The organism is Cohnella xylanilytica (assembly GCF_014212175.1).
Lineage (GTDB): Bacteria > Bacillota > Bacilli > Paenibacillales > Paenibacillaceae > Cohnella > Cohnella xylanilytica.
On record NZ_JACJVR010000084.1, the window covers coordinates 1 to 21,793 of the forward strand.

Annotated in this window: 14 protein-coding genes; 1 reads left to right on the forward strand and 13 read right to left on the reverse strand. The window is 63.3% G+C overall.

What is annotated here, in order from left to right; all coding sequences use genetic code 11:
* Positions 1-204 precede the first annotated feature (204 nt).
* On the forward strand, positions 205-1,131 hold the full coding sequence (locus tag H7B90_RS21705; RefSeq protein WP_185137996.1) for a type II CAAX endopeptidase family protein: 927 nt from the start codon (positions 205-207) through the stop codon (positions 1,129-1,131).
* A gap of 35 nt (positions 1,132-1,166) precedes the next feature.
* Here the strand turns inward: H7B90_RS21705 and H7B90_RS21710 are convergent, their stop codons facing one another.
* The 13 genes from H7B90_RS21710 to phnC all read right to left on the reverse strand — a co-directional run bounded on the left by H7B90_RS21710 (position 1,167) and on the right by phnC (position 21,771).
* Complete coding sequence (locus H7B90_RS21710) at positions 1,167-1,751, reverse strand: MBL fold metallo-hydrolase (protein WP_185137997.1); 585 nt, start codon at positions 1,749-1,751, stop codon at positions 1,167-1,169.
* Between the two features lie 2 nt (positions 1,752-1,753).
* On the reverse strand, positions 1,754-2,290 hold the full coding sequence (locus tag H7B90_RS21715) for a DUF5946 family protein (RefSeq protein WP_185137998.1): 537 nt from the start codon (positions 2,288-2,290) through the stop codon (positions 1,754-1,756).
* A gap of 173 nt (positions 2,291-2,463) precedes the next feature.
* On the reverse strand, positions 2,464-4,674 hold the full coding sequence (locus H7B90_RS21720) for a GH92 family glycosyl hydrolase (RefSeq protein ID WP_185137999.1): 2,211 nt from the start codon (positions 4,672-4,674) through the stop codon (positions 2,464-2,466).
* 152 nt (positions 4,675-4,826) lie between these two features.
* Positions 4,827-6,407 carry an ABC transporter substrate-binding protein gene (locus tag H7B90_RS21725; RefSeq protein ID WP_185138000.1) on the reverse strand — a complete coding sequence of 527 codons (1,581 nt, stop codon included), beginning with the start codon at positions 6,405-6,407 and terminating at the stop codon, positions 4,827-4,829.
* A gap of 80 nt (positions 6,408-6,487) precedes the next feature.
* Complete coding sequence (locus H7B90_RS21730; RefSeq protein WP_185138001.1) at positions 6,488-7,408, reverse strand: carbohydrate ABC transporter permease; 921 nt, start codon at positions 7,406-7,408, stop codon at positions 6,488-6,490.
* 16 nt (positions 7,409-7,424) lie between these two features.
* Positions 7,425-8,396: an ABC transporter permease gene (locus H7B90_RS21735; protein WP_376701745.1), complete on the reverse strand. Its 972-nt coding sequence runs from the start codon at positions 8,394-8,396 to the stop codon at positions 7,425-7,427.
* 871 nt (positions 8,397-9,267) lie between these two features.
* Positions 9,268-11,274 (reverse strand): hypothetical protein, encoded by a 2,007-nt coding sequence (locus H7B90_RS21740; RefSeq protein WP_185138002.1) that lies wholly within the window; start codon positions 11,272-11,274, stop codon positions 9,268-9,270.
* A 138-nt stretch (positions 11,275-11,412) separates the two neighbouring features.
* On the reverse strand, positions 11,413-15,351 hold the full coding sequence (locus H7B90_RS21745) for a sugar-binding protein (RefSeq protein ID WP_185138003.1): 3,939 nt from the start codon (positions 15,349-15,351) through the stop codon (positions 11,413-11,415).
* Positions 15,352-15,553: 202 nt separating this feature from the next.
* The gene (locus H7B90_RS21750; protein ID WP_185138004.1) at positions 15,554-17,149 is read right to left on the reverse strand and encodes a response regulator transcription factor; all 1,596 of its coding nucleotides are present in this window, start codon (positions 17,147-17,149) and stop codon (positions 15,554-15,556) included.
* On the reverse strand, positions 17,124-18,914 hold the full coding sequence (locus tag H7B90_RS21755; protein ID WP_185138005.1) for a sensor histidine kinase: 1,791 nt from the start codon (positions 18,912-18,914) through the stop codon (positions 17,124-17,126). Before H7B90_RS21755 ends, H7B90_RS21750 begins: the two co-directional genes overlap by 26 nt.
* A 275-nt stretch (positions 18,915-19,189) precedes the next feature.
* Positions 19,190-19,894: a CTP synthase C-terminal region-related (seleno)protein gene (locus H7B90_RS21760; protein WP_185138006.1), complete on the reverse strand. Its 705-nt coding sequence runs from the start codon at positions 19,892-19,894 to the stop codon at positions 19,190-19,192.
* A 239-nt stretch (positions 19,895-20,133) separates the two neighbouring features.
* Positions 20,134-20,937, reverse strand: a complete 804-nt coding sequence (locus H7B90_RS21765; protein ID WP_185138007.1) for a tyrosine-protein phosphatase — start codon at positions 20,935-20,937, stop codon at positions 20,134-20,136.
* A gap of 27 nt (positions 20,938-20,964) precedes the next feature.
* Entirely contained in the window at positions 20,965-21,771 is an 807-nt protein-coding gene (phnC, locus tag H7B90_RS21770; RefSeq protein ID WP_185138008.1) for a phosphonate ABC transporter ATP-binding protein, read from the reverse strand.
* Between the last annotated feature and the right edge of the window lie 22 nt (positions 21,772-21,793).

A 21,793-nucleotide genomic window follows, 5' to 3' on the forward strand; every position in this document is an offset into this window, starting at 1 on the left:
TTATTTCGACGATTTTATTCGAAACATCACACTCGTTAAACCGCCTGCATTCCGATCCTGCACGGATTGGACAACTGTCGTTTTTTTTAGAAGATCTTTAGGCGGTGACGATTCCGATAGCATTGAAGCTTCGCAAACTTGGAAGATAGAATGGTAGAGGAACCATATCGACGGCCGCATGAGGCGGCAAAAGAGGTTGCTATCATGCGAAGCCGTGCGTTGAACGCCTCGCAGGCGGGGTGGATTTTTCTATTCTCTTATGTCGCGGGAATCGTTTTATCGGAGATCTTCGACAGGAACGGCTGGCTGGAAGCCGGCGGTCTGGGGTTGTTCGCGGCCTATGTGGCGATCGGACAAGTCGGTCTCAACTTGTCTCCGGGCGTGGCGTGGAGCCGGCTGCGGGGGTTGTCCTTGGCCTCGACCTTGCGAATAAGGAGCCTGCCGGCATCCGTACTCGGGATGGCAGTCGCCGTCTGCGTCGCGAGCCAGGTGCCGCTCTTGTTCCTGCATCAGGCGACCGAGGCCGTGCTGGCTTCCGTCGGCGACGCCTACGAGGCGTCCGTCTATCCGATCGCCGACAGTCCGGCGGAGCTGGCGATTCTGATCGTATGCATCGGCGTCCTGCCGCCGATTTGCGAAGAGCTTCTTTTCCGCGGCGTGCTCTTGACCGGGTACGAAGGGCGCGGCCCGATGCTCGCGGCGGTCGCGAGCTCCTTCCTGTTCGCGCTGTTCCACGATAATCCGTACCGGCTGCTGGAGCTGTTCGTCGCCGCTCTCGTCTCCGCCCTTATCGTTCTCTATTCGGGGTCGATCTGGCCCGGCATCGCCGTCCACCTGGCCACGAATATCACGTACGTCATCGGCTCTTATGCGCGCCAAGGGGATCTGGTCCAAGGGATCTCCAGCAACGGCCATTCCGTGCCTTGGACGACGATGCTCCTGACGGGCGCCGCCTCGATTCCGGCCATTATCCTGTGCGCGGCTCTGCTGAAGCGAATGAAGCGGATGACGGCACCGAACGGAAAATCGGCGAAGGACCGCCCGCCTCATGCAATAGACGGTCCTGCGAGTTGGACGATCCCGATCCTCTTGGCCATCCTGGCGTTCCTGGCCAAGCAATTCTTCCTGTAACGCTCCTCGGCCATCCTGAAGCAGGACCTCGAAGATCAGACCCGAAGCTCGAAGCTGTCGCCGTGCCCCGGGAAAACCCTTCTCTCGTTGGTACTCCGGATGAGCGACCAGCTTCTCTCCGCTTCTTCGTTCGACTCCATGGACATGAGCCCCCACGGCGGCAGGTCCCCCGTGAACACGCCCAAGCCTTCGATGACGATGCTGATGGAATCGTCCGAGTGGCCGGGGGTATGAAGGATGTACCCGGGTACGCCTATTCTTTTCTCGAATGCGAATTTATCGTTCTCGTCCAGCAGATTATGGGGCTTCAAGACGATCTCCCGGAAGCCGGGGAGCTTGGCCATCGACTTGTTCGCGAGATCCGCATATTCCGACTGCATTCGGCCGACGATCAGGTCGATGCCCATCGACTGCAGCTCCTGGGCGATCCCGCAATGATCGGGGTGGAAGTGAGTGACGATCAAGTGACGAATATCTCCGGCATCGATCCCGCATCTCCGCCATTGGCTCTTCATCTTCCCGAGCGTTCCCGGCATGCCCGCGTCGATGAGAAGATACTTCTTGCCGCAGGGAATCGCATAATAATTCGTCGAATCGTAGCCGAGATGGATCGCGTTCAATTTTACCCCTCCTTGCTTTCTTTTTCGTACTTGCTTATATACAAGTCCCCAATGGCCTTGGCGATCGGATGGAATCGTTCATAGGACCGGTATACGCCCCTCGCCCATGACTCCAATACCCTCTCCAGCTCTTGCTGCTCGAGCCCGATCAGGTCGGTCACGGTAAGATTCCCTCTCTCCAGGACGGGCAAGGCCGGAATCCGGGAATCCGGGCGCGCCAGCTTGTAGTCGTCCATGACACGGCTCAGCAGAGGCGTCTTCGAATAATTCCAGACGACTTCGCGCTCGAGCGTCAGATACTGTCTGGCGAGATGCAGATTGTTATTCCAGTCGCCATGCACCTCCGTATGCTGCAAGCAGTGGGCATCGGCGTACATGAACGGGGGCAGGCCGATCTCCGCCAAGCGGCCTCCCGTCTCGATAAAGACTTCAAAACATTCAAAAACGCCGCCTTCAACGTTCGAGCCGCAAAATTGGCACCGCCCCCGACGCTCCAGCTTTATCCCCTTCTTCCGCGCTTGCCGTTCGATATCCTGCATGGATTCGCCGCCTCCTTTTGATCCCACTGTACAGGTTCACGCAGCGTTAAAGTCAATAGAAATGACTCGCTCCCCTCATAGGCTCCGCGCAAATACGGGAAAGCCGGCGCTCCCCCCCATCGGGAGAGCGCCGGCCACCTTCGCGGCAACTCCGCGTTCCTATGAAGTCAAGCTCATTGCCCGCTCCCGCTCCCGACCTCGCTCTCGATCCGGCTCCGGCTCCGGTTCCGCAGCTCCCGCAGCGGAGAAGGCGGCACGCGCTCCTCGCCCGCTCCCCAGTCGCTCGGCGAGGCGGCCAGCGTCAGACGGAGTACCGCGCCCCCCGCTCCCGCGATCTCCGCGTGCCTCACCCAGGCGCGGTCGAGCGGCGCGCCGTTCAACGTCGCGGCTGCGATCCGGACGCCGTCCGCGCCCGGGTCCGCTCCCTCCGTCTCGATGACGAGCTCGCCTCCGTCTTCGCCGAGCCGAATCGCGGTGCGCCGGAACAGCGGCGCGGACAGCAGATACAGATCCTGCCCCATCACCGGATACAGCCCGATCGCCCCGCACAGGTAGAAGGCGCTCTGGCAGCCCATGTCCTCGTTGTCGGGCAGCCCGCCGAGCTCCGGGCGGTAGCGCGCCGCCAGAATCTCCCGCACCCGGTCCGCCGACCGATCCGGCCGTCCCGCGTAATGGTACAGGTACGGCACGTGCAGCATCGTCTCCTTCGGATAGAAATGCCCCTCCTCGAAGAAGCGGTCCAGGTGCCGGACGAACGCCTCGGCTCCCCCGTGCCGCTCGACCAGCCCCGCGAAGTCGTGGTGCGCGCTGAACGACCATTGCCAGCTCGTGCCCTCGTAGAAGTACGGATCGTTCCAGCTGTCGGCATAGCACTTGCCGGGCTCGAACGGGTTCGCCCACTCTCCGTTCGGATGCTTCGGCGCGAAGAAGCGGATGTCTTCGCGCCACAGGTTCCACAGCTTGCGCGAGCTCTCGTAATACGTCTCCGCCACGTCCGTCTGCCCGAGCCGCTCCGCCAGGTGGCCGATGCACCAATCCTGGTATGCGTACTCCATGTGCCGCGACACGCAGTTCTTGCGGATGTTCGTCGACAGGTACCCGTTGTCGCGGTATTCGCAGAGGTGGCGCCCGTACAGCCACGGATCCGGCGACTCGACCTCGTTGTTCTTGCGCATCTGGAGCAGCGCCTTCTCGTAGTCGATGCCGGCGAAGCCCTTCTGCGCCGCTTCGCTGAGCAGAATGTCCGCCGAGCTGCCGCCCTGGATCATGGCGCTGTGGCCTTGAATCCAGGCGTCGGGAATCCAGCCGATATGGTCGGCGATGTCGAGCAGGCAATTGAGCATGTCGACGTGCAGCTTCGGATCGAACAGGCTAATGAGCGAGTTCGCGTTGCGCACGCTGTCCCACAGCGCGTAGAAGTCGGTGAAGTGCCGCTTGCCCGACTTCCAGAAGGCGTTCTCGTCGTCGACGCCCAAGTCGCTCGGCATGCAGACGAGACGCGTGAACAGCGTGTAGAACAGCTTGCGCTGCTCCTCCGTTCCGCCCTCGACCTCGATCCGGGACAGGTAGCGGTCCCATTCCGCCGCCGCGGACGCCCGGATGTCGTCGAAGCCGCGGCCGGCCGTCTCCCGCTCGACGTTCTCCCGCGCCTTGGCGATGCTGACGTAGGAGATGCCGACCTGCACGTTCAGCTCCGGGATGTCGCCGAAGTGGGCGACGGCCATGCAGTTCGGCCCGTCGACCGCCAGCTTCGGGAACATCCCCGCCGCGTTCCGCACGAGCCGCGACGTCGCCGGCGCATCGAACTTGGCGTAGAAGTACACCGAATAAGGGAACTTGTGCCCCCAGCCTCCCCGGAAGTCGCCGCGCCCGATCAGCTCCGTCTCGGAGACGAACTCGCAGAAGCCTCCCGTCGAGTACCCCGTGTCTTCGCCGGGATGATCGGCGCCGACCTGCACGACGGAGCCGACGTCGATCAGCAGGTTGGCGGTCTCGCCCGCGGGGAACCGGTACCGGTGAACGCCGACTCTCGGCGTCGAGGTCAGCTCGACCTCGATATTCCACGGCGCGAGCTTCACCGTATAGTAGCCGGCCGAAGCCGCTTCCCCTTCTTTGCCCGTCGACTCCGCTTCGAACCGGGGCAGGCCGCCGAACGGCAGCAGCCCGACGTTGCCGTACCGCCCGCCGCCGCCCGTCCCGCTGACGTGGGTATGGCTGAACCGGCGAATGGGCTTCGCGATCTCGTAGCCGTTGGAGGGCTGCGGCCGGATCGAATCCGGTCCGAGCCTCACGATGCTGTAGGGCAGGTAAGGGCCGATCAGGCAATGGCCGGGACTCTCCGTTCCGATGAACGGATCGACCCAAGCCGTCGGTCTCGTGTTCATGGTTTGCTCTCTCCTTCTCTATTCGCTCTCATGGAACCCCTGCAGCTCATGGAGCTCATGAAGCCTCCCGGCTTACGCCTTCATAGACGAGCCGCCCCCCGGGGAGAGGCGGCTCGCCGCATATCCGTAACGTACGATTACCCTTGCAACGATTACCCTTTGGTCTTCAGCCACTCGTCGAACTGCTTCTGCTTCTCGGCGATTACCTTCTCCACACCCGAAGCCTTCAGCTTGTCGAGGAACTGCGGGATATACTTCTCCGGATCGACAATGCCCGCGTTCAGCGTGCCGAAATATTCCTTGTACACGTTGACGCACGCGGCCACTTCGCTCTTCACGCTGTCGCTGTTGAAGGAGAACCCGAGCGCGATGGACGGCTTCGCCGAATCGTTGAACGCCTTGAACAGCTCCCACTTCTTCGGATTCTCCGTGTCGAACAGGTAGTTCAGGAACTGGTTGCCCAGCTGCCAGTTCGTGCCCGGGCTGTACGTCGACGTCGCCGCGTCCACGCCGTCCGGGTAGCGGATGACGTTGTCGGAGCCTTCCACCTTCACGTAGTGCTTGCCCTCGATGCCGTAGTTGACCAGGTTGTTCAGCGTCTTGTCGGTGTGAAGCAGGTTGATGAGCATCATGGCGCGTTCCGGATTCTTCGACGTGCGGGAGATGGCGAGCATCGAACCCGTCGTGTCGCCGGTCGTGATCGTCGGCTCCGTCAGCTCCACCTGCACGAGAGGAACGCCGACCGAGCGCATGACCTCTTCCGCCGCCCCCGGCTTCAGCGCGGCCGTATACCCGAACACTTTGCCCGCCTTCATCATCTCGTCCGGCTTGACCTTGGTCGTCGCCGCGTCCTTGTTGATGTAGCCCGCCTGGTACCACTTGCGGCTCAGCGCCGCCGCTTCCTTGAACTCCGGCGTGGCCGGCTCGTTCAGAATCGTCGTCTCCGTGCCGAGCTTGTGCAGGACGCCGGGCACCGAGTTGTCGCCGAGCGAGTCGAAGTTCAGGTTCGTCAGCAGGCCGCTGTCGCTGGAGACGTAGAACGGGGTCATGCCCGGCTCCTTCTCCTTCACCGTCTTCAGCATCGGCTCCAGATCGGCGACCGTCTTGATCGAGCTCAGGTCCATGCCGTACTTCTCGACGATGTCCTTGCGGAGCAGCAGCCCCCGGGTCGCGGCCAGCTCCTTGTTCGTCGGCACGGCGTAGTTGCGCCCGTTGATCTTGGAGCCGCTCAGGAACGCCGGGTTCAGCTCCGCCTTCATCTCCTTGCCGTACTGATCGATGAGATCGGTGATATCCAGGAACGCGCCCTTGCCCACGTTCACCGTGAAGCCGTTCCAAGCCGCGGTGAAGATAATGTCGGCCGGCTGCGACGAGGAGATCATCAGGTTCATCTTGCTGTCCCAAGCGCCCCAATCGATCGGGTTCAGATCGACCTTGGCGTTGATCTTATCCTTCAGGTATTCGTTGATCGCCTGCTCGACGACCTGTTCGTCCTTCTGCGGCGTGCCGGGGTAATACAGCGTCAGCTCGACTTCCTCCAGCTTCGACGCCGCGGACGGAGACGCCGAGCCGGATGCCGGCGCGGACCCGGATGCCGACGGCGATGCGCTCGGGCTTGCCGAAGCCGACGGAGAAGACCCGTTCTCGTTATTGGCGCCGCAGCCCGCCAGGACGAGACCGAGCGTGCACAGGACGACGAACGCGGGATATGCTTTTTTGGTGCCCCAGACCATTCCAGAACCCTCCCCATATTCGAAAAAAAGTGAGTATATGCCAACCGGACAACCCGTAAGGCTAGTATAGATTGCCGGGATCAGCCTTTGACAGCCCCAATCGTAAGCCCTTTCACGAAATACTTCTGAAAGAACGGATAAGCCAGAACGATCGGCCCGATGCCGATGACCGCCATCGCCATCCGGATCGCCTCGCTCGGGAGCCGGACGGTGCCGCCCCCGCGGGTGAGCGCTTCCGACGCCTGCACGTTGGAGGTCAGATACTGGATGTTAAGCATCGTCTTGTACATCAGGTACTGCACGCTGACGGTCTTGTTGTCGCTGATGAAGATCAGGCTGAGGAACCAGTCGTTCCAATACATCAGCGTGTTGAACAGCGCGATGGTGGCGATGACCGGGAGCGACAGCGGAAGGACGATGCGGATGAAGATCCTAAGCTCCCCCGCCCCGTCGATCGTCGCCGCTTCGATGAGCGCGGCCGGTATCGTCGTCTGGAAGAAGGTGCGCATGATGAGGATGTTGAACGGCTGGACGAGCATCGGGATGATGAGCGCCCAGATCGAATCGCCCAGGTGGAGGTACTTCGTATACACGAGGTACCAGGGAACGAGCCCCCCGTTGAACAGCATCGTCAGGAAAATGAAGAAGGCGAAGCCGTTGCGGTACGGCAGATCCTTGCGGGAGATCGGGTAGGCGAACGCCGCCGTCAGCAGCAGGCTGAGAATCGTTCCGACGACGGTGACGAACAGCGATACGCCGTAGGAGCGGACGATCTGGCCCGAGTCGGCGAACAGCAGCTCGTAGGCCGTCAGGCTGAACGCCTTCGGGATGAGCTGGTACCCGTTCTGCAGAATCGCCATCTCGTCCGTGAACGAGACCATGATCACGAGCAGCAGAGGGAACACGCACAGGATCGTGTAGAACCAGAAGACGCCTTGGACGAGCGCGTTGGAGCGTCTGGAGATGGCATTGGGCGAGTAGGGCGCGCGGGTGGCTTGCATGGGGTCCTCCTTCTCCTCAGAACAGGGCATTGTCGCGGTTGATCTTCTTGACGACGTAGTTGGAGCCGAACACGAGCACGAGTCCGACGGCCGCCTGGTAGAGTCCCGCCGCGGAAGACATGCCGATGTCCCCCATGACCATGAACGAGCGGTAGACGTACGTGTCGATGACGTTGGTCGTCGGGTACAGCGCGCCGGTGTCGAGCGTCACCTGGAAGAACAACCCGAAGTCCGCGTAGAAAATGCGCCCGATCTGAAGCAGCGTCATGATGACGATGACCGGCATGAGCAGCGGCAGCGTGATGCTCGTCATCTGCTTCCGCTTGCTCGCCCCGTCGATAAGCGCCGCTTCGTAATACTCCTCGTCGATTCCGACGATGGCGGCGAGGTAGACGACCGAGTAGTAGCCGACGTTTTTCCAAGCGTTGATGATCGGCAGCAGGAACGGCCACGCGTTCGGCTCGGCGTACCAGGAGATCGGATCGATCCCGAGCGCCTTCAGCAGGACGTTGTTCACGAACCCGTTCTCTTCTCCGAGCATCGCGAACACCAGGTAGCTGACGACGACGGCGGACAGGAAGTAGGGCAGGAACATCGCGCTCTGGAAAAACTTCGCGAGCACCCGGCTGCGCAGCTCGTTCAGCATGATCGCGAAGGCGATCGCGACTGCGAGGTTCGTCGCGATGAAGGCCGCGTTGTACAGAATCGTGTTGCGCGTGATGACCCAGGCGTCCGTCGTCGCGAACAGGAACTTGAAGTTCTCGAAGCCGACCCAGGGGCTGCCGAGGATGCCCTGCTCGTAGTTGATCTTCTTGAAGGCGATCAGGACGCCGAACATCGGCAGGTAGTTGTTGAGGATGACGAGCGCGATCGTCGGGAGCATCATCAGGTAGAGCATCCCGAAGCGCGCTGCCCGGCGCCGGCGGCCGGCGCCGCGCGGGGCCGCTCGGGGGCGAGCCAAGGCGGCGGCTTCGGCGTTCGCGGTTATCGGCTTCACGTTCTTGGCCTCTTTTCTCTCTAAGTGTCGCGGCGTGTATCTCTCCGTCCTACTTGAATTATAGGGAACCGGCCGTGCCCCCCTCTACGCAGGCCCGTGACAAGAAGGACGGATTGGTGACATGGGCGGGTCGGCAGGGGCGGCGGTTTAATCAATTGCGGCTGGGCTGCGGCTGCGGTTGCGGCTTCGGCTTCGGCTGGGGTTGCTCTTCGAACGAACTCATTCCTCCTTCCGCGCAGCAAGGCGTTCGGGAGGAACGAGATATTCTAGAATATCGAGGATCTCGGACGGCTGAAGGGGGTTTAGGGCGGTGTTGTTCTATAGATTCGAGTATCTCGGCTGGCCGAGGGACTTTTGGAGGGGCGTTGTTCTATAGATTCGAACATCTCGGCTGATTGGGAGACTTTCGGAGGGGCGTTGTTCTAGAGAATCGAGTATTTCGGCTGACCGAGAGACTTTTAGAGGGGCGTTGTTCTAGAAAATCGAGCATTTCGGCTGGCTGAGAGACTTTTGGAGGGGCGTTGTTCGAATCATTCGAACATCTCGGCGGACTGGGACACTTTTGGAGGGGCGTTGTTCGAATCATTCGAACATCTCGGCTGATTGGGAGACTTTTGGAGGGGTGTTGCTCGAATCATTCGAACATCTCGGCGGACTGGGACACTTTTGGAGGGGCGTTGTTCTAGAAAATCGAACATCTCGGCTGATTGGGAGACTTTCGGAGGGGCGTTGTTCTAGAAAATCGAGTATTTCGGCTGGCTGAGGGGGCTATCGATGGTCGGGTATAGAAAAAAGCCTCCGGGGGAGGCGGATCCCCCCCCCCCCCCGGAGGCGTCGCTCATAGTCGACAAGACTCTCTCTATTAAGGCAAGGTGCCGTTCGTGATGATGAGATCGTCGATATAGCCGCGATACGGGCCCGTATTCGACGGGCGGTCGTAGTTGACGAGAATGCGGTCGATCGTCTTGCCCGCGAGGACGGTGCCGATGTTCGACTTGATCGGCGTCCAGGCGTTCAGCGGGATCGCCCCGCCGTGGCCGGCGTTCGGGTGCACGCTGTAGCCGTTGTAGTCGACCGCTCCGCTGTCGCGCAGCGTCGTCCCGTCCGTCATGACGAGGTCGATCGCCACGTACCGGGCGTTGTCGGTCTGCGGATAGAGCCAGTAGCCGAGCTTCGTCGCGGACGTGATCGGAATGTCGACGTCGAACACCTTGCACTTCGCGTACGACGTCGTCGCGCTGTTATCCGTGCCGGAGAACAGAAGCGTCGCGATTCCCGTATGGGGAGTCTCGATCCGGGGCGAGCATTCCGGACCGATTCCGGCCTCGTAGCCGGACACGTTCTCGCTTCCGTCCAGCGTGTCCAGCCAGGTCGGAGGAGCGTCCGAGCTCTCGAACCCGTTGGCGAACAGGACGGGGCCGGCCGCCCCCGGCACGACCTCGAACGCGACGACGGACATCGGTGCGATCGAATAGACGAATTGGCCGCCGGAGTAGGCGATCGCCGTGCTCGAGGTCGGATTCGTCGCCGCGTCGAGCTTCCAGACGTTGACGGCGCCCGAGGCCGAAGCGATATTTTGCAGCTGTACCGTCGCGTCGTAGGTCGCGCTCGCGTCCTTGTTGACGGCGATGACGTACGTGCGGCCGGTGGACGTATCCTTCGAGGCGACGAATTCCAGGTTCGCCGCGCCGCCGGAAGCGGTCAGCTTGCGGTTGCCGAAGCGATTGCCGAACAGGTGGAACGTGTAATACGGCTTGTACGGCGCATAGGTCGCGTTGTCGAGCAGCCCGAGCAGGTTCGTCCCGGTCTCGGCGAGGTTATAGAACAAGTGCATGTCCGCGTTGCCCTTCATCGCGTTCACGATGGCGCTGGCGGCGTACACCGCGTTGAATTCGCTGTGGTACTTGGCGTTGTAGGCGCTGCCCCCGTCCTGGTGGCTCATGTTGTATTCCGTGACGGCCGCTCCGTAGAGCTTGCCCGAAGGCCCCTTGAACACGTCGCCCGGACCGCCGGACTTGACCATGGCGACGTTGTCCTGGTAATGCTCCTTCGTCCAGGCGAACCGCGCCGCGTCCGAATCCGTCGGGGAGGGGCCGTAGTCGTGCCAGCTTAGAATGTCGATCTGGCTCTCCAGCTGCTTGGCCGCGACGGAGACGTACCCGGCCGGGGAGTCGATGCCCCACGAGGAGTCCGCGACCGGACCGATCAGCTTGATGGTCGAATCCTGCGCCTTCATGGCGCTGCCGACCGTCCGGGCGAACGAGATATAGTCGGCTTGGGAAGCGAACTTGCCGTCCCCTTCGATCTGCGGCTCGTTCCACAGCTCCCAGTACCGGATCGTCTTGGACGAGCCGAGCGCGCGGTCCGTGTTGTAGCGCTTCACGACTCCCTTCATAAACTTCGCGTATTCGGTCCAGTCGGCGGAAGTAATCTTGCCGTCGGCGTCGCGGGTATGCGGCACGCCCGCCGGGAAGCCGGCGATGACGAAGAGCGGCTCCGCGCCCGCGTCGAAGATCGTGTTCAGGATCGCGTCCATGTCCGCGAGGGACCAGGTTCCGGCGGAAGGATACGGGTCCCTTCCGTTATAGAGCATGTTCTGGATCGGATTGACCCGGACGAGCTTGATCTTCGCGTCGCTGATTCTCGTCTTGAGCGCGGCGTTGCCGGCCCACCAGCCGTACTTGTCCGGCGCGCCTACGCCCCACGCGAACGGATTGACCGTTCCCGCGTTGGAGGCCGTGTCGACGGTGATCGTCGCGGCCGTGCCCGCGAAGCTGACGCTCGCCGGGAGCGTCAAGCCGAGTCCGATCGCCGCCGCGAGAGCGGCGCCCGCCATGCGTCTTGCCCATGCCCGTCTTTCGGTTTTCATTACGATGCCACCTTTCCTTTGCGTATTTTTTTGCAGCTGTATAGAGAGGGAGAACGTCCGCCGCCTTGCCCGCATGCCGTTCTCCCGCGCTGCCTGACTTCTAACGCCTATATCGGCGCGATCAAGCCGATCGTCGAACTAGTTCAACCACAACGTGCCGAACAGCGAGGCGTTCTTGGAGCCGCCGACGCCCGACGACCACTCGATGTAGCCTTCGCGGCCGGCGCCGTCGCTGTCGTTGACGAGGTAGGAGAAGCCCGCCGCCCGTCCGGCCGCGATTCCGTCGAAGCCCTCCAGCTCGCTGAACGGGATGCTCAGCTCGTAGACGGTCGCGCCCGCGGCCTCGTCGCGGACGACCGCGATCTCGCCGGTCTCCATGAGGCCGGGCTTCGCGAAGCCCATGCCTTTGAAAATCTGCGGCGCCGCGCCGTCCGGCTTGCCGATCTGCAGCTCGTAGACTTGCGCGCCGTAGCCGGAACCGCCTTCGTTGCGCGCGTCGAACGCGAGCTGCAGCGAGTCGCCCTGCCACATGCCGCCGCCCGACTGCGCCTGCGAGGCCTTATCGTCCTTCACCTCCGCCAGGACGTACAGGCGGGACGCGTCCCACAGCAGCCGCACGCTCGCGGACAAATCGCCGGGCGTCCAAGCGTCGCGGTAGTCCGCGCTCACCTGCCAGGCTTCGCTGGCCGCGGCGGCGGGAGCGGACTGCCAGATCGCGTCCGCCTGCCCGTCGATGACGGGAGCCTGCGCCGCGGCGGAGGCCGTCACCGCGCTAAGCGCCTGGCGGAACGGAATCGTCTCGCCGTCGGCGCTGACGCTTCCGGTCAGCGTAAGCGTGCCCGCCGCCTTCGTCCCGGTCTTCGGCGACAGCGCGTAGGGGATCGCCGCCGTCTCGCCGGGCGCGACCGTGAACTCGCCGGCCCCCGCTGCGGTCAGCGTCCAGCCCTCGGGCTCCGCCAGCTCCAGCGTGCCGGAGATCGGCGACGCCGTCGTATTCGTCAGCCGAACGGCCTTCTTGTCGGCCTGTACCGCCAATCTCGGCACGACCTCAAGCGCGAACGCCTTGGCGGCGAGCGCAGGACGGCGCCCCGTCTCCGCCGCCGTCGCGGTTACGGCGCCGATCGCCGCGTCCGCCGGAGGCTTCAGCGAGAACGTGACGGTGGTGCTCGAATACGGCTTCGCTTCGTACGCGACGGTCGCCGCCGACGGCGAAGCGAACCAGCTCGCCGGCACGCCTTGAAGGCGCAGCTGGCCGGAGATCGTTTGGCTTCCGTAGTTGTAGACCTCGACGGAGAACGCGTTGGCGAAGCCGCGAGTCAGCTTCGCGTTTCCCCGCTCATAGTAGGGGCTCTTCATGAGCCATGCCGTATCGGGACGGTTCGGCTTCCCGCCGCCGCGGCCCGCGGAAGACGTCTCCGTGCGCGGAACGGCTTGGCGGACGTACGACCGAAGGTCGCCCTTCACGTATACCGGCCGCTCCGAGACCGAGATCGCCGCTTCGCCGTTCGCCGGTTCGAGCGTCGTCTCGTTCCCGTAGAAGTCGTACACCTTCAAGCTCCGGCGCGCGGCCAGCTTCACGGTCTGCGGCGTCGCCGACCAGAGCGCGAGAACCGGGTCGATTCCGCGGCCTTCGAAGGCGAGGGCGGCGACTCCGTCCGAGCCGAGCGGCACGTCGCCGGCGTAGGAGCGGCCCGCGAGCGCCCGGTTCAGGGCGGCCACCGCCGGATAGACCGGCTTCACTTCGCCGCCGACGTTCGAGTCGGCGAGGCCGAACTGCGTATCGGTCGCGATGTTGAACGAGTAAAGCGCGTTTTTCTCCACGTCCATCGCGTGCGCCAGCAAGTAGCCTTTGACCGTATACAGCGCCTGGTTGCCGGCCCCCTGCTCGTCGGTTCTCCAGCCCCACTCGGTCAGCCACACCGGCTTGCCCGGCATCTTGGCCCGCACGCTCGCGATGTCGTGCACGAAGGAGTCGCCCGCTTCCGGGTTGCCGGCCTGGTACGGATGGATGACGACGGCGTCCGTGTAGTCCGCCGCGCCGAGCTGGACCATCTCGTCCAGATACCCGCCGCCCGTTCCCGAGAGGCCGCTCATGACGACGGTCGCCATCGGATCGGCGCGCTTGGCGGCGAGGTAGCCCGCCTTCAGCAGCTCGACGTAGGCTTCCGCGTCCTGCGTCGGCCGGAAGAAGCCGTCCAGGTTCGGCTCGTTCCAGATCTCCCACAGGTGCACCGACTTCTTGTACCGCGAGACGGTCCGGTAGACGAAGTCCGCGTACTCGGATACGGTGCGGGGCGGATAGTGCTCGCGCATCTCGGCGCCTTCCGGTCCCGAGCTCGCCCAGGTCGCGGAATACGCCAGCAGGCCGATCAGGTTCAGCCCGTTCTCTTCGTTCGCCGCGACGATATCGTCGTAGAGCGACCAGTCGTATTCGCCCTTCCGCGGCTCGATCTTGTCCCACAGGAAGTCGTTGCGGACGAGCTTCGAGCCGGACAGCCGGATCAGTTCCGCTTCCTGCTCCCGCAGGGCATCGCTACCCAGGAAGTCGTAATGGGTCGAAAAGCCGACAAGCGTATCCGGGTCTTGGTCCGGGCCCCGCCCGTCCTCGACTCCGGAGAGCGGAGCCACGGCCGCGAAGGACGTCGCCGCCGCGGATTCCGCGCCGCCTTCGCTCTCGACGCTCGCCCGGACCGTATAGAAGCCGTACCGGGGCGCCTCGAACGCCAGCTCCACGGCCGCTTCGCCTCCTGCCGGCAGAGCCGGGACGTCCGCCGTGCCGGACAGAGTATCCGTGCCTTCCGCGTCGGTCACGGTATAGTTCAATTGGCGGGCCGCTGCCGGCTCCGTCCCCGCGTTCGTCACCTTCGCTTGCAGCGAGACCGCCTTGCCCGCGAACGCCGATCCCGGCGCTTGGGCGGCCAGCCCGGTCAGCTTCAAGGCCGGCTCCTTGACGATCGGCGGCAGCAGGCCGCCCTTGTAGAACGAGAACTCGTCGAGCATCCAGCAGCCGGCGCCGTTCTCCTCGGGGCTGATGTTGATGCCGTTCACGAGGTTCCAATCGAGCTTTCGGTCGCCGCCGCCGTCTTGATAGTTCAGCTCCTCGGCCGCGATCGTCACGGGAGTCCAGTCCGTCCCGCTCACCTCGATGATTCGGCGAAACTTATCCCCGCCGTCCTTCTCCTCCACGCCGACGGAGTACCGCCGGTCCGTGCCGTCTCCCCGAATCTGGAACCGGAGCTCCCGGGTGCCTTCCGGATTCCAGTCCGCCGGCAGCGATCCGTGGGCGACCAGGCCCCAGCCGGCCGCGGAGCGCTCGTAATCGAAGCGGATCCCCTTGCCGGAGGCGCCGTCCGTCTCGGAGCTCTCGATCCGGCTGCCTTCCCCGGCCCACAGGCCCCAATCCGCGAAGACGTCCGGCGAGAACCCGTTCGTCAGGCTCGGCTCGTACGCCCCGAGCGTGAAGTCGTCGATCGTCACGTGGCCGGCGCGGTCGATCTCCGGGCTGATGTTGATTGAATTGACCTTGTCCCAATCAAGCCGTCCGTCGCCGCCTTCCTGGTACTCGAGCTCGTCCGCGGAGATCGTCACGAGCGTCCAGTCTCGCCCGCCGATCGAGACGAGCTTGCGGAACTTGTCCCCGCCTTCCTTCTCCTCCACGCCGACGAAGAACGTCTGCTCCTCCCCGTCCCCCTTGGCGTAGAACTGCAACGTCCGCGTTCCGGCCAGCGTCCAATCCGGCGGGAGCTCCGCGTGCGCGACCAGCCCCCAGCCGAGCGGGGAGCGGTCGTAATCGATCCGCACCGCCTGGCCGGAGACGCCTTCTACCATCTTCTTGGACACGGCGCTGCCCTCGCCGGCCCATAAGCCCCATCCGCTAAAAACATCCGGATCGAAGCCGTTCGTCCACGTCGCCGGCGCATCGGCAGCGGCATTGGCGGCGCTGGCTTCGGCGTTGGCGCCGGCTTCGGCGACGGCGTCCGCTGCCGCGGCCTCCGGCGCCGGCATGGCGAGCGGCGCAGCGAGCAGAGCCGCCAGCAGCCCCTTCGCCGCGGCGCCCGCGATGATCCTCTTGCCCATTCGGGTTCCTCCTCTGTCCGCCGGCTTCAGGCTCTCCGGCCCTCGGCGGTCTATGAATACCTGAATGATAGACCACAAGCAAGCGCTTACACTACGAAGTCCCGTGACCGTTTGAACGGCCCGGTTACTTTTTTATCGGCCGCCGCGCACGCCCGACCCGCAAAAAAAGCCTCCGAACCCGAAGGCCGGAGGCCGCGCCCCTCTATTTTTGATACTTCTGCCGATACTCCTTGGGCCCGATGCCCACCGTCTTGCGGAACACCTTGGCGAAGTGCGACAGGTTCGCGTACCCGACCGTCTCGGCGATGTCCGACACCTTGCGGTTCGTCTCGGCCAGCAGCGCCTTCGACTTCTCCATGCGCGCCTGCAGGATGTATTCCGACAAGGCGATGCCCGTCTCCTTCTTGTACAGCCTCGACAAGTAGGCGGGATTCAGGAACACGTGCCGGGCGATCTCCTCCCGCTTCAGCTCTTCCTCCGTCAGATGGTCGGCCACGTACTGGTGGATCTTGTCGATGACGGCCCGCGTATCCGGAATTTGCCCGTGGTAAGCCTCGTACGATTCTTCCACGGCCTCGAGCGCCCACGTCCGAAGCTGCGCGAGCGTCCGGATCCCGCCCCTCGACGCGGCGCTCCCCCCGGCGATCGGCAGCCCCTTGCGGTGGAAAGCCCTGTAAAGCATATGCTTGACGGAAGCCGCCAGCGCGTCCAGCGTCTCCGCCGTCGCCTCCCTCTCGCGGATCGCCCGGATCGTCTCCTCCATCCGCCGGAGCAGCTCCGCCTTCTGCCCCGCTTCGAACAGAACGAGCCACTCCTCCGCCGGCGCGTACGGAATCGAATGCGGCGCCTTCGCCGCCGCCCCCTCGCCGAGCGCGAACACCGCGTTCGTCTCCGCCACGTTGTCGTGCTCCCGCTCCAGCAGCGCCCTGTACATCTCGGGCAGCTTCGACAGCTCCGCCGCTTCTCCGATGTAGCACGAGAGCTGGCAATAGAAGTACCGGTTCGCGGCGGCCAGAAGCTCGCGGCAGCGTCCGCGAAGGCGTTCCAGCCCCTCCTCGCCCCCCGCGTCGCCGTACAGGAGCGCGACGTTCACGCCCGAGCGGTCCTGGATGACCGCGCCGGGGCTTCCGGCCAGCAGAATCTCCTCCGCCGAATTGCGGATCGCGTACTCCATGATCTCCTCGTCGCGCGCGTTCAGCGGCTGGTTCCACTCTTCCACGCTGATCAGAATCGGCAACACAATCTGCCTAGCATGAAGAGGCAGATTATAGAGATGGATCGCTTCCTCGATCTTCTCTGGAGACGAGGAGATGCGCAGCCCGAGCAGGTCCTGCCAGAACCGCTCGACGAGCAGCGGCTTCTGCCGCATCCACTTGTCGTGGTATTGGCGGTACGTCTCCTGGTACGCCTTGGCCTCCCTCTTTTCCCCGATATCCCGAAGCGCAACGGCGACGACCTTCTTCAGCTCGTCGTAATCGATCGGCTTGACGATGTACTCGTAGCTGCCGAGGCGAATCGCCTGCTGGGCGTAGTTGAAGTTGGCGTGCCCGGTCAGGAAGATCGTCTCCGCTTCGGGATAATGGGTCCGCGTCCACTCGAGCAGCTCGATCCCGCTGTCCCCCGGCATCTCGATGTCGGAGATCAGCAGGTCGACCGGCTCCCGCTCCATCAGCTCCCTGGCCTGCTTCGCGCTGTACGCCTCGAAGATGTTGGCGACGGGAAGATCCGTCCAATCGATGCCTTGGGCGATGCCCGCGACCGCGTATTTCTCGTCATCCACGATAAGCAGATTGTACATGGTCGTCGCCTCCCTCTGAGATGTCGCCGGCGAGCGGCAGCACGAGCCTCACGACCGCGCCTTGCGCCCCGACGTTCAAGCCGTTATCGCCGTCCCCGCCGTCCGGCCCGTTCGCGAATTCGATCTTCGCCCGGTCCCCGAAGTACAAGTTCAACCGGTGGATGACGTTCCAGATGCCGATGTGGTCCCCCTCGCCCTCCTCCGCGTAACGGCCGGACCTCAGCTTCTCCAGGTACTCGGGCGGGAACCCCGGTCCGTTGTCGCTCACCGTCAGGACGAACCTCTCCGGGTCTTCGGGATGCTCCTTCGCTTGGATGCGGACGCGGAACGTCTCCCCGTCCATGCTCATCCCGTGCACGATCGCGTTCTCGACGAACGGCTGCACCGACAGCGCCGGAATCGGCTGCCCGCTCCACGGCTCTTCGATCTCGATCTCGTAGTCGAGCTGATCGGGATACCTCATTTTCTGAATCTCCAGGTAGTTCCGGATATGCTTCAGCTCCTCGCCCACCGTCACGTGCGTCCGATGCGTGCGAATCGTGAACTTGAAGTAATCGGCCAGATACAGCGACATCTTCTGCACGTTCTTGTGAAGCTGAAGCGTGGCCAAGTTATAAATGATATGAAGGCTGTTCAGATAAAAATGGGGATTGATCTGCACCTGCAGATGCTTCAGCTCCGCCTTCTTCACGAGCAGCTCCTGCTCGTAGATGCCGATGCGCAGCTGCTTGATCTGGTCGGCCATGCTGTTGTAGGTGGAAGCGAGGAACGACAGCTCCCTCGACCGGTCTTCGGCGAGCCGGAAGTTCAGGTCCCCCTGGATGATGCGGCGCATGCCGCGGATCAGATCCCGAAGAGGGGTGAAAAGCACCCGCTTCAGCAGCAGCACGTAGAGGCTGAGCACGAGCGCGGCGCCGATCGGGATGATCCACGCCGCCCGCAGGAAGAAGGGAAGCCGGGACAGCAGGTTCTGCTCCGGCACGAGCACGAGAACCCGGATGTCCGACAGCCGCGACTTCGTGCCGACGGCCAGGCGCTTGCCGCTCGGCTCGTCCAGCAGCAGGTAATCGCTGTCGAGCTGGGCCAGGCGGGGGCGAATATACTCGAGCCCTTCCTCCGTAAGGGTCGTCGCCGTGAGCGGCCGGCCCTGCGCGTCGACGATCGTCACTTCGCCGCCTCCCCCGAGGTTCAGCTGGCGGAAGGGCTCGAGCAGGCTGCCGAGGTCGATCCAGGCGCCGAGAATGACGTCCGGGGACGCTTGGACCGTCGTGACGAGTCCGTATTCGGAGCCGTTCGGGAACACCGTCCACCGCGAGTTCGCGCTCCGGTCGTTCTTGTCGAGCCAGTCGGCGAATCCGGCGAGCCTCTCGGAGCTGCCTTCGGTGACGGTCAGGTCGCGGGCGTTGCGCGCGTACACGAAGAACGTGTCGATCGTATTGTACAGCACGAGGTCGTCCCGGAACCGGTTGATGATCCGCACCTTGCGCAGCTGGTACTCCCCGTCGTTGTAATCGAACAGGTTGAGGGACATGACGTCCGGGTCGCTGCCGGCTCGGGTGAGCAGGTATTTGCCCGTGTCCTCGAGCACCTGATCCACCTTGCTCTGGATGAACATGTCGACGAGGTCGCCGTTGGAGGAAGCGACCTTCTCGCGAACGACGTGGATCGCGTAGAAATTGTTGTAGAGCAAGTAAGCGACGAGAGGCGCAAGCACCGCGAATATTCCGAGGAGCAACTTGAACTGCAGCGATCTCAGCACGTTCATCGGTCTCGTTCCTTTGCGCTCGTGGTGTGAATGGTGCAGATGGTGCAGATGGCATAAGCGGCGTAGATGGCGTATAGGGCGTAAATTCGTTTAGGGCGCATAGAGCATATAGGGCATGATTTACCCCCGATTATCTCATCCCCGGCCGAGGGGCGTCCACCGCCTCCGGTGCTTTTTTGAACGTTTTGGAGACTATCGCATGCGCGAAAAAGCCATGTCCGTCCTCGAAGCGGAGGGACATGGCGGGCCGGGTGCGGATTCGGACGGCAGTCGTCTCAGGACGGGACGGCGGAGGCGGCCTCCAGATAGGACCGGATCAGAGGATGAACTCTCTCGCGGAACGCGGAGCGTTCGGGCTGGAACAGCGTCCCGACGTAGAAGGGGTGATCGCGGTGCTCCATGATCCGGATCTCGCCGTCCGCATCCGTTCCGGCGATCCGCAGATCGGTCCGTTCGAACAGCGGGGCGTATTCGAGATTGAGCCCGTAATTGCACGTCCCGTATTGTTCTTCAACCTCTTCGGTCCCGTAAGCCTCCGCCGCCTTGGAGCCCGGAACGAGCTGGAAGACGAAGCTCTGCTCGCTTACCGAGCAGGACAAGGGGGTGACCAAGAGGAGGGATGCCGCGGGATTCTGTTCGGCATGGTCCGCTTCCGCGAGCCCCAGAACGTTGCGGGCATACTCGAGGAGCATGTGCTGGAAGCCGCCGCACGTTCCAAGGAACGGCACCTTCCGCTCGCGCGCGAACCGAATCCCGTTCAGCGCCCCCTCCATGCTGGCGTACGGACTTGCCGGCACCGTCCAGAGGGCTTGATACTTGTCCAGCTTCCCCTCATGGTCCCGCTCCAGGTCGGGCGTGGGAATCCAGTCGAATTCGACCGTTCGCCCCCATTCGCCCGCCGCGAGCCGAAGCGCTTCGGGAATCGCCCTATGCGCCTTGACGTCCGGGTTGTAATCGCCGATCAATCCCACTCGGATCATTCGCTTCCTGCCGCCTTTCATTATGGAATCGTCTCGCCATTTTCTATCCTATCATTCTCGCTCCTCCCGTTAAATGCGAAGTTTTGAGTCCGAACATGGGTAACGGAGCCTGAATGGGTACGGGTCGACGATAGAAAAAAACTCCGCCCGAAAAAAGCGAAGCCGGGCGAAGTTCGTTGTGCGGGCATGAACGACAGGGCCGGCATGATGCCCCTCATGAGGGCAGCCGCCGCGAAGGCTTAAGCCGTCTCCAGGCAGCAATCCTGGAACCGTCTGCGCTTCTCGGCGTCCATGCCGAATTCCCGCTCGAGGAACGCCTCTGCGCTGCCGTATCTCTCGTCGATCGCCGAGAATAACGCCGCCATCGTCTCGCGGCGCAGCTCGAGCGCGGCGATCATCCGCTCCGTCTGTTCGGCCGACAGATAGGCGGCCATCTGCTCCTTCATGGCCGCGTTCATCGGAGCCAGCGTGCGGTTGGAGATCAGATAGTCTTCGATAATCGTCTCTCTCGGCACCCCGAGCGCGAGCAGGATGTAGGCCGAGCCCACTCCCGTGCGGTCCCTGCCGCCGGCGCAGTGATGGAGGAGGCCCAGATTGTCCGGATTCGCGACCGTCTCCATGAGCCGCTTGAAGGAAGAGTTGCCGAAGGCCATGTCCAGGTACATGTTCGTCAGGAAGTCGGCCGAGAGCATGTGGGCCAGATGCCCGGACTGAACCATGTCCCGCATGTCGGCGGGAACCTCCTCGGCGATCGCCGGCTGATGAATGTTCGTCACGCCGGGGAGAACCGGGTCCGGCTTCGCCTGTGCCTCTCGGGCGCCCCGGTAGTCGAAGATCGTCTTGATGCCCAGCGACCGGAACAGCTCCTTGTCCTTGTCGGTCATCCCCGTCAGCTCGGCGGCGCGGAACAGAATGCCGCGCTTGACCCGGCGGCCGTCCTCCGTCGGGTATCCGCCCAGGTCGCGGAAGTTCAGAACGCCTTCAAAGGGAAGCACGCGGTCGGCCAGATCGGATAAATCGTTCAAGGCGGGTTGAGTCGTCATAAGCGGAGAATCCCCTCTCTCGTATGGTTATGCGTAACGGCGGTCTTGCGGCTCTTCGCCGACGGGCTGCTGGTACATCTGGCTCTCTTTGCCTTCGTAGATGAGGGCGGCATGGTGGTCGGTCAACGCTTCCGGCGGTCCGTCGAACACCATCTTGCCGTTCTTGATGCCGATGATCCGGCTGGCGTAGCGCTTGGCGACATCGACCTGGTGAAGGTTGACGAGGCAGGCGATGCCCTGCTCGGCGCAGTTCCGGTGAATGGCGTCCATGACGACGGCGGAGGACTTCGGGTCGAGCGAGGCGATCGGTTCGTCCGCCAGGATGAGACGGGGCTGCTGCGCGAGCGCCCGGCAGACGCCGACGCGCTGCTTCTGGCCGCCGGACAGCTCGTCGGCCCGCTTGTACATCTCGTTCTCCAAGCCGACCTTGCGCAGCAGGGCGATCGCCTTCTTCTTGTCCTCTTCGCTGTAGCGGCTGAACATGCCGGCGATCGAGCTCATATAGCCGAGGCGGCCATGGAGGACGTTCTCGAGCACGCTCAACCGGTTGACGAGGTTGTAGTGCTGGAAGATCATGCCGATCTGGGAACGAACGCGGCGAAGCTCTCTCGCATTCGCCTGGTCGACGCGGTCGCCCGCGAATTCGATGCTGCCGGACGAGGGCTCGACCAGCCGGTTGATGCACCGGAGCAGCGTGGACTTGCCCGCGCCGCTCGGCCCGATCACCGCGATGAATTCCTTGGACTTGACTTGCAGATCGATGCCGCTTAACGCGATCGTCCCGGCGCTATACTTCTTCGTCAGCCCTTTAATCTCCAATAGGAAGGATGACATAACGGAGCCTCCTTATGTTCTC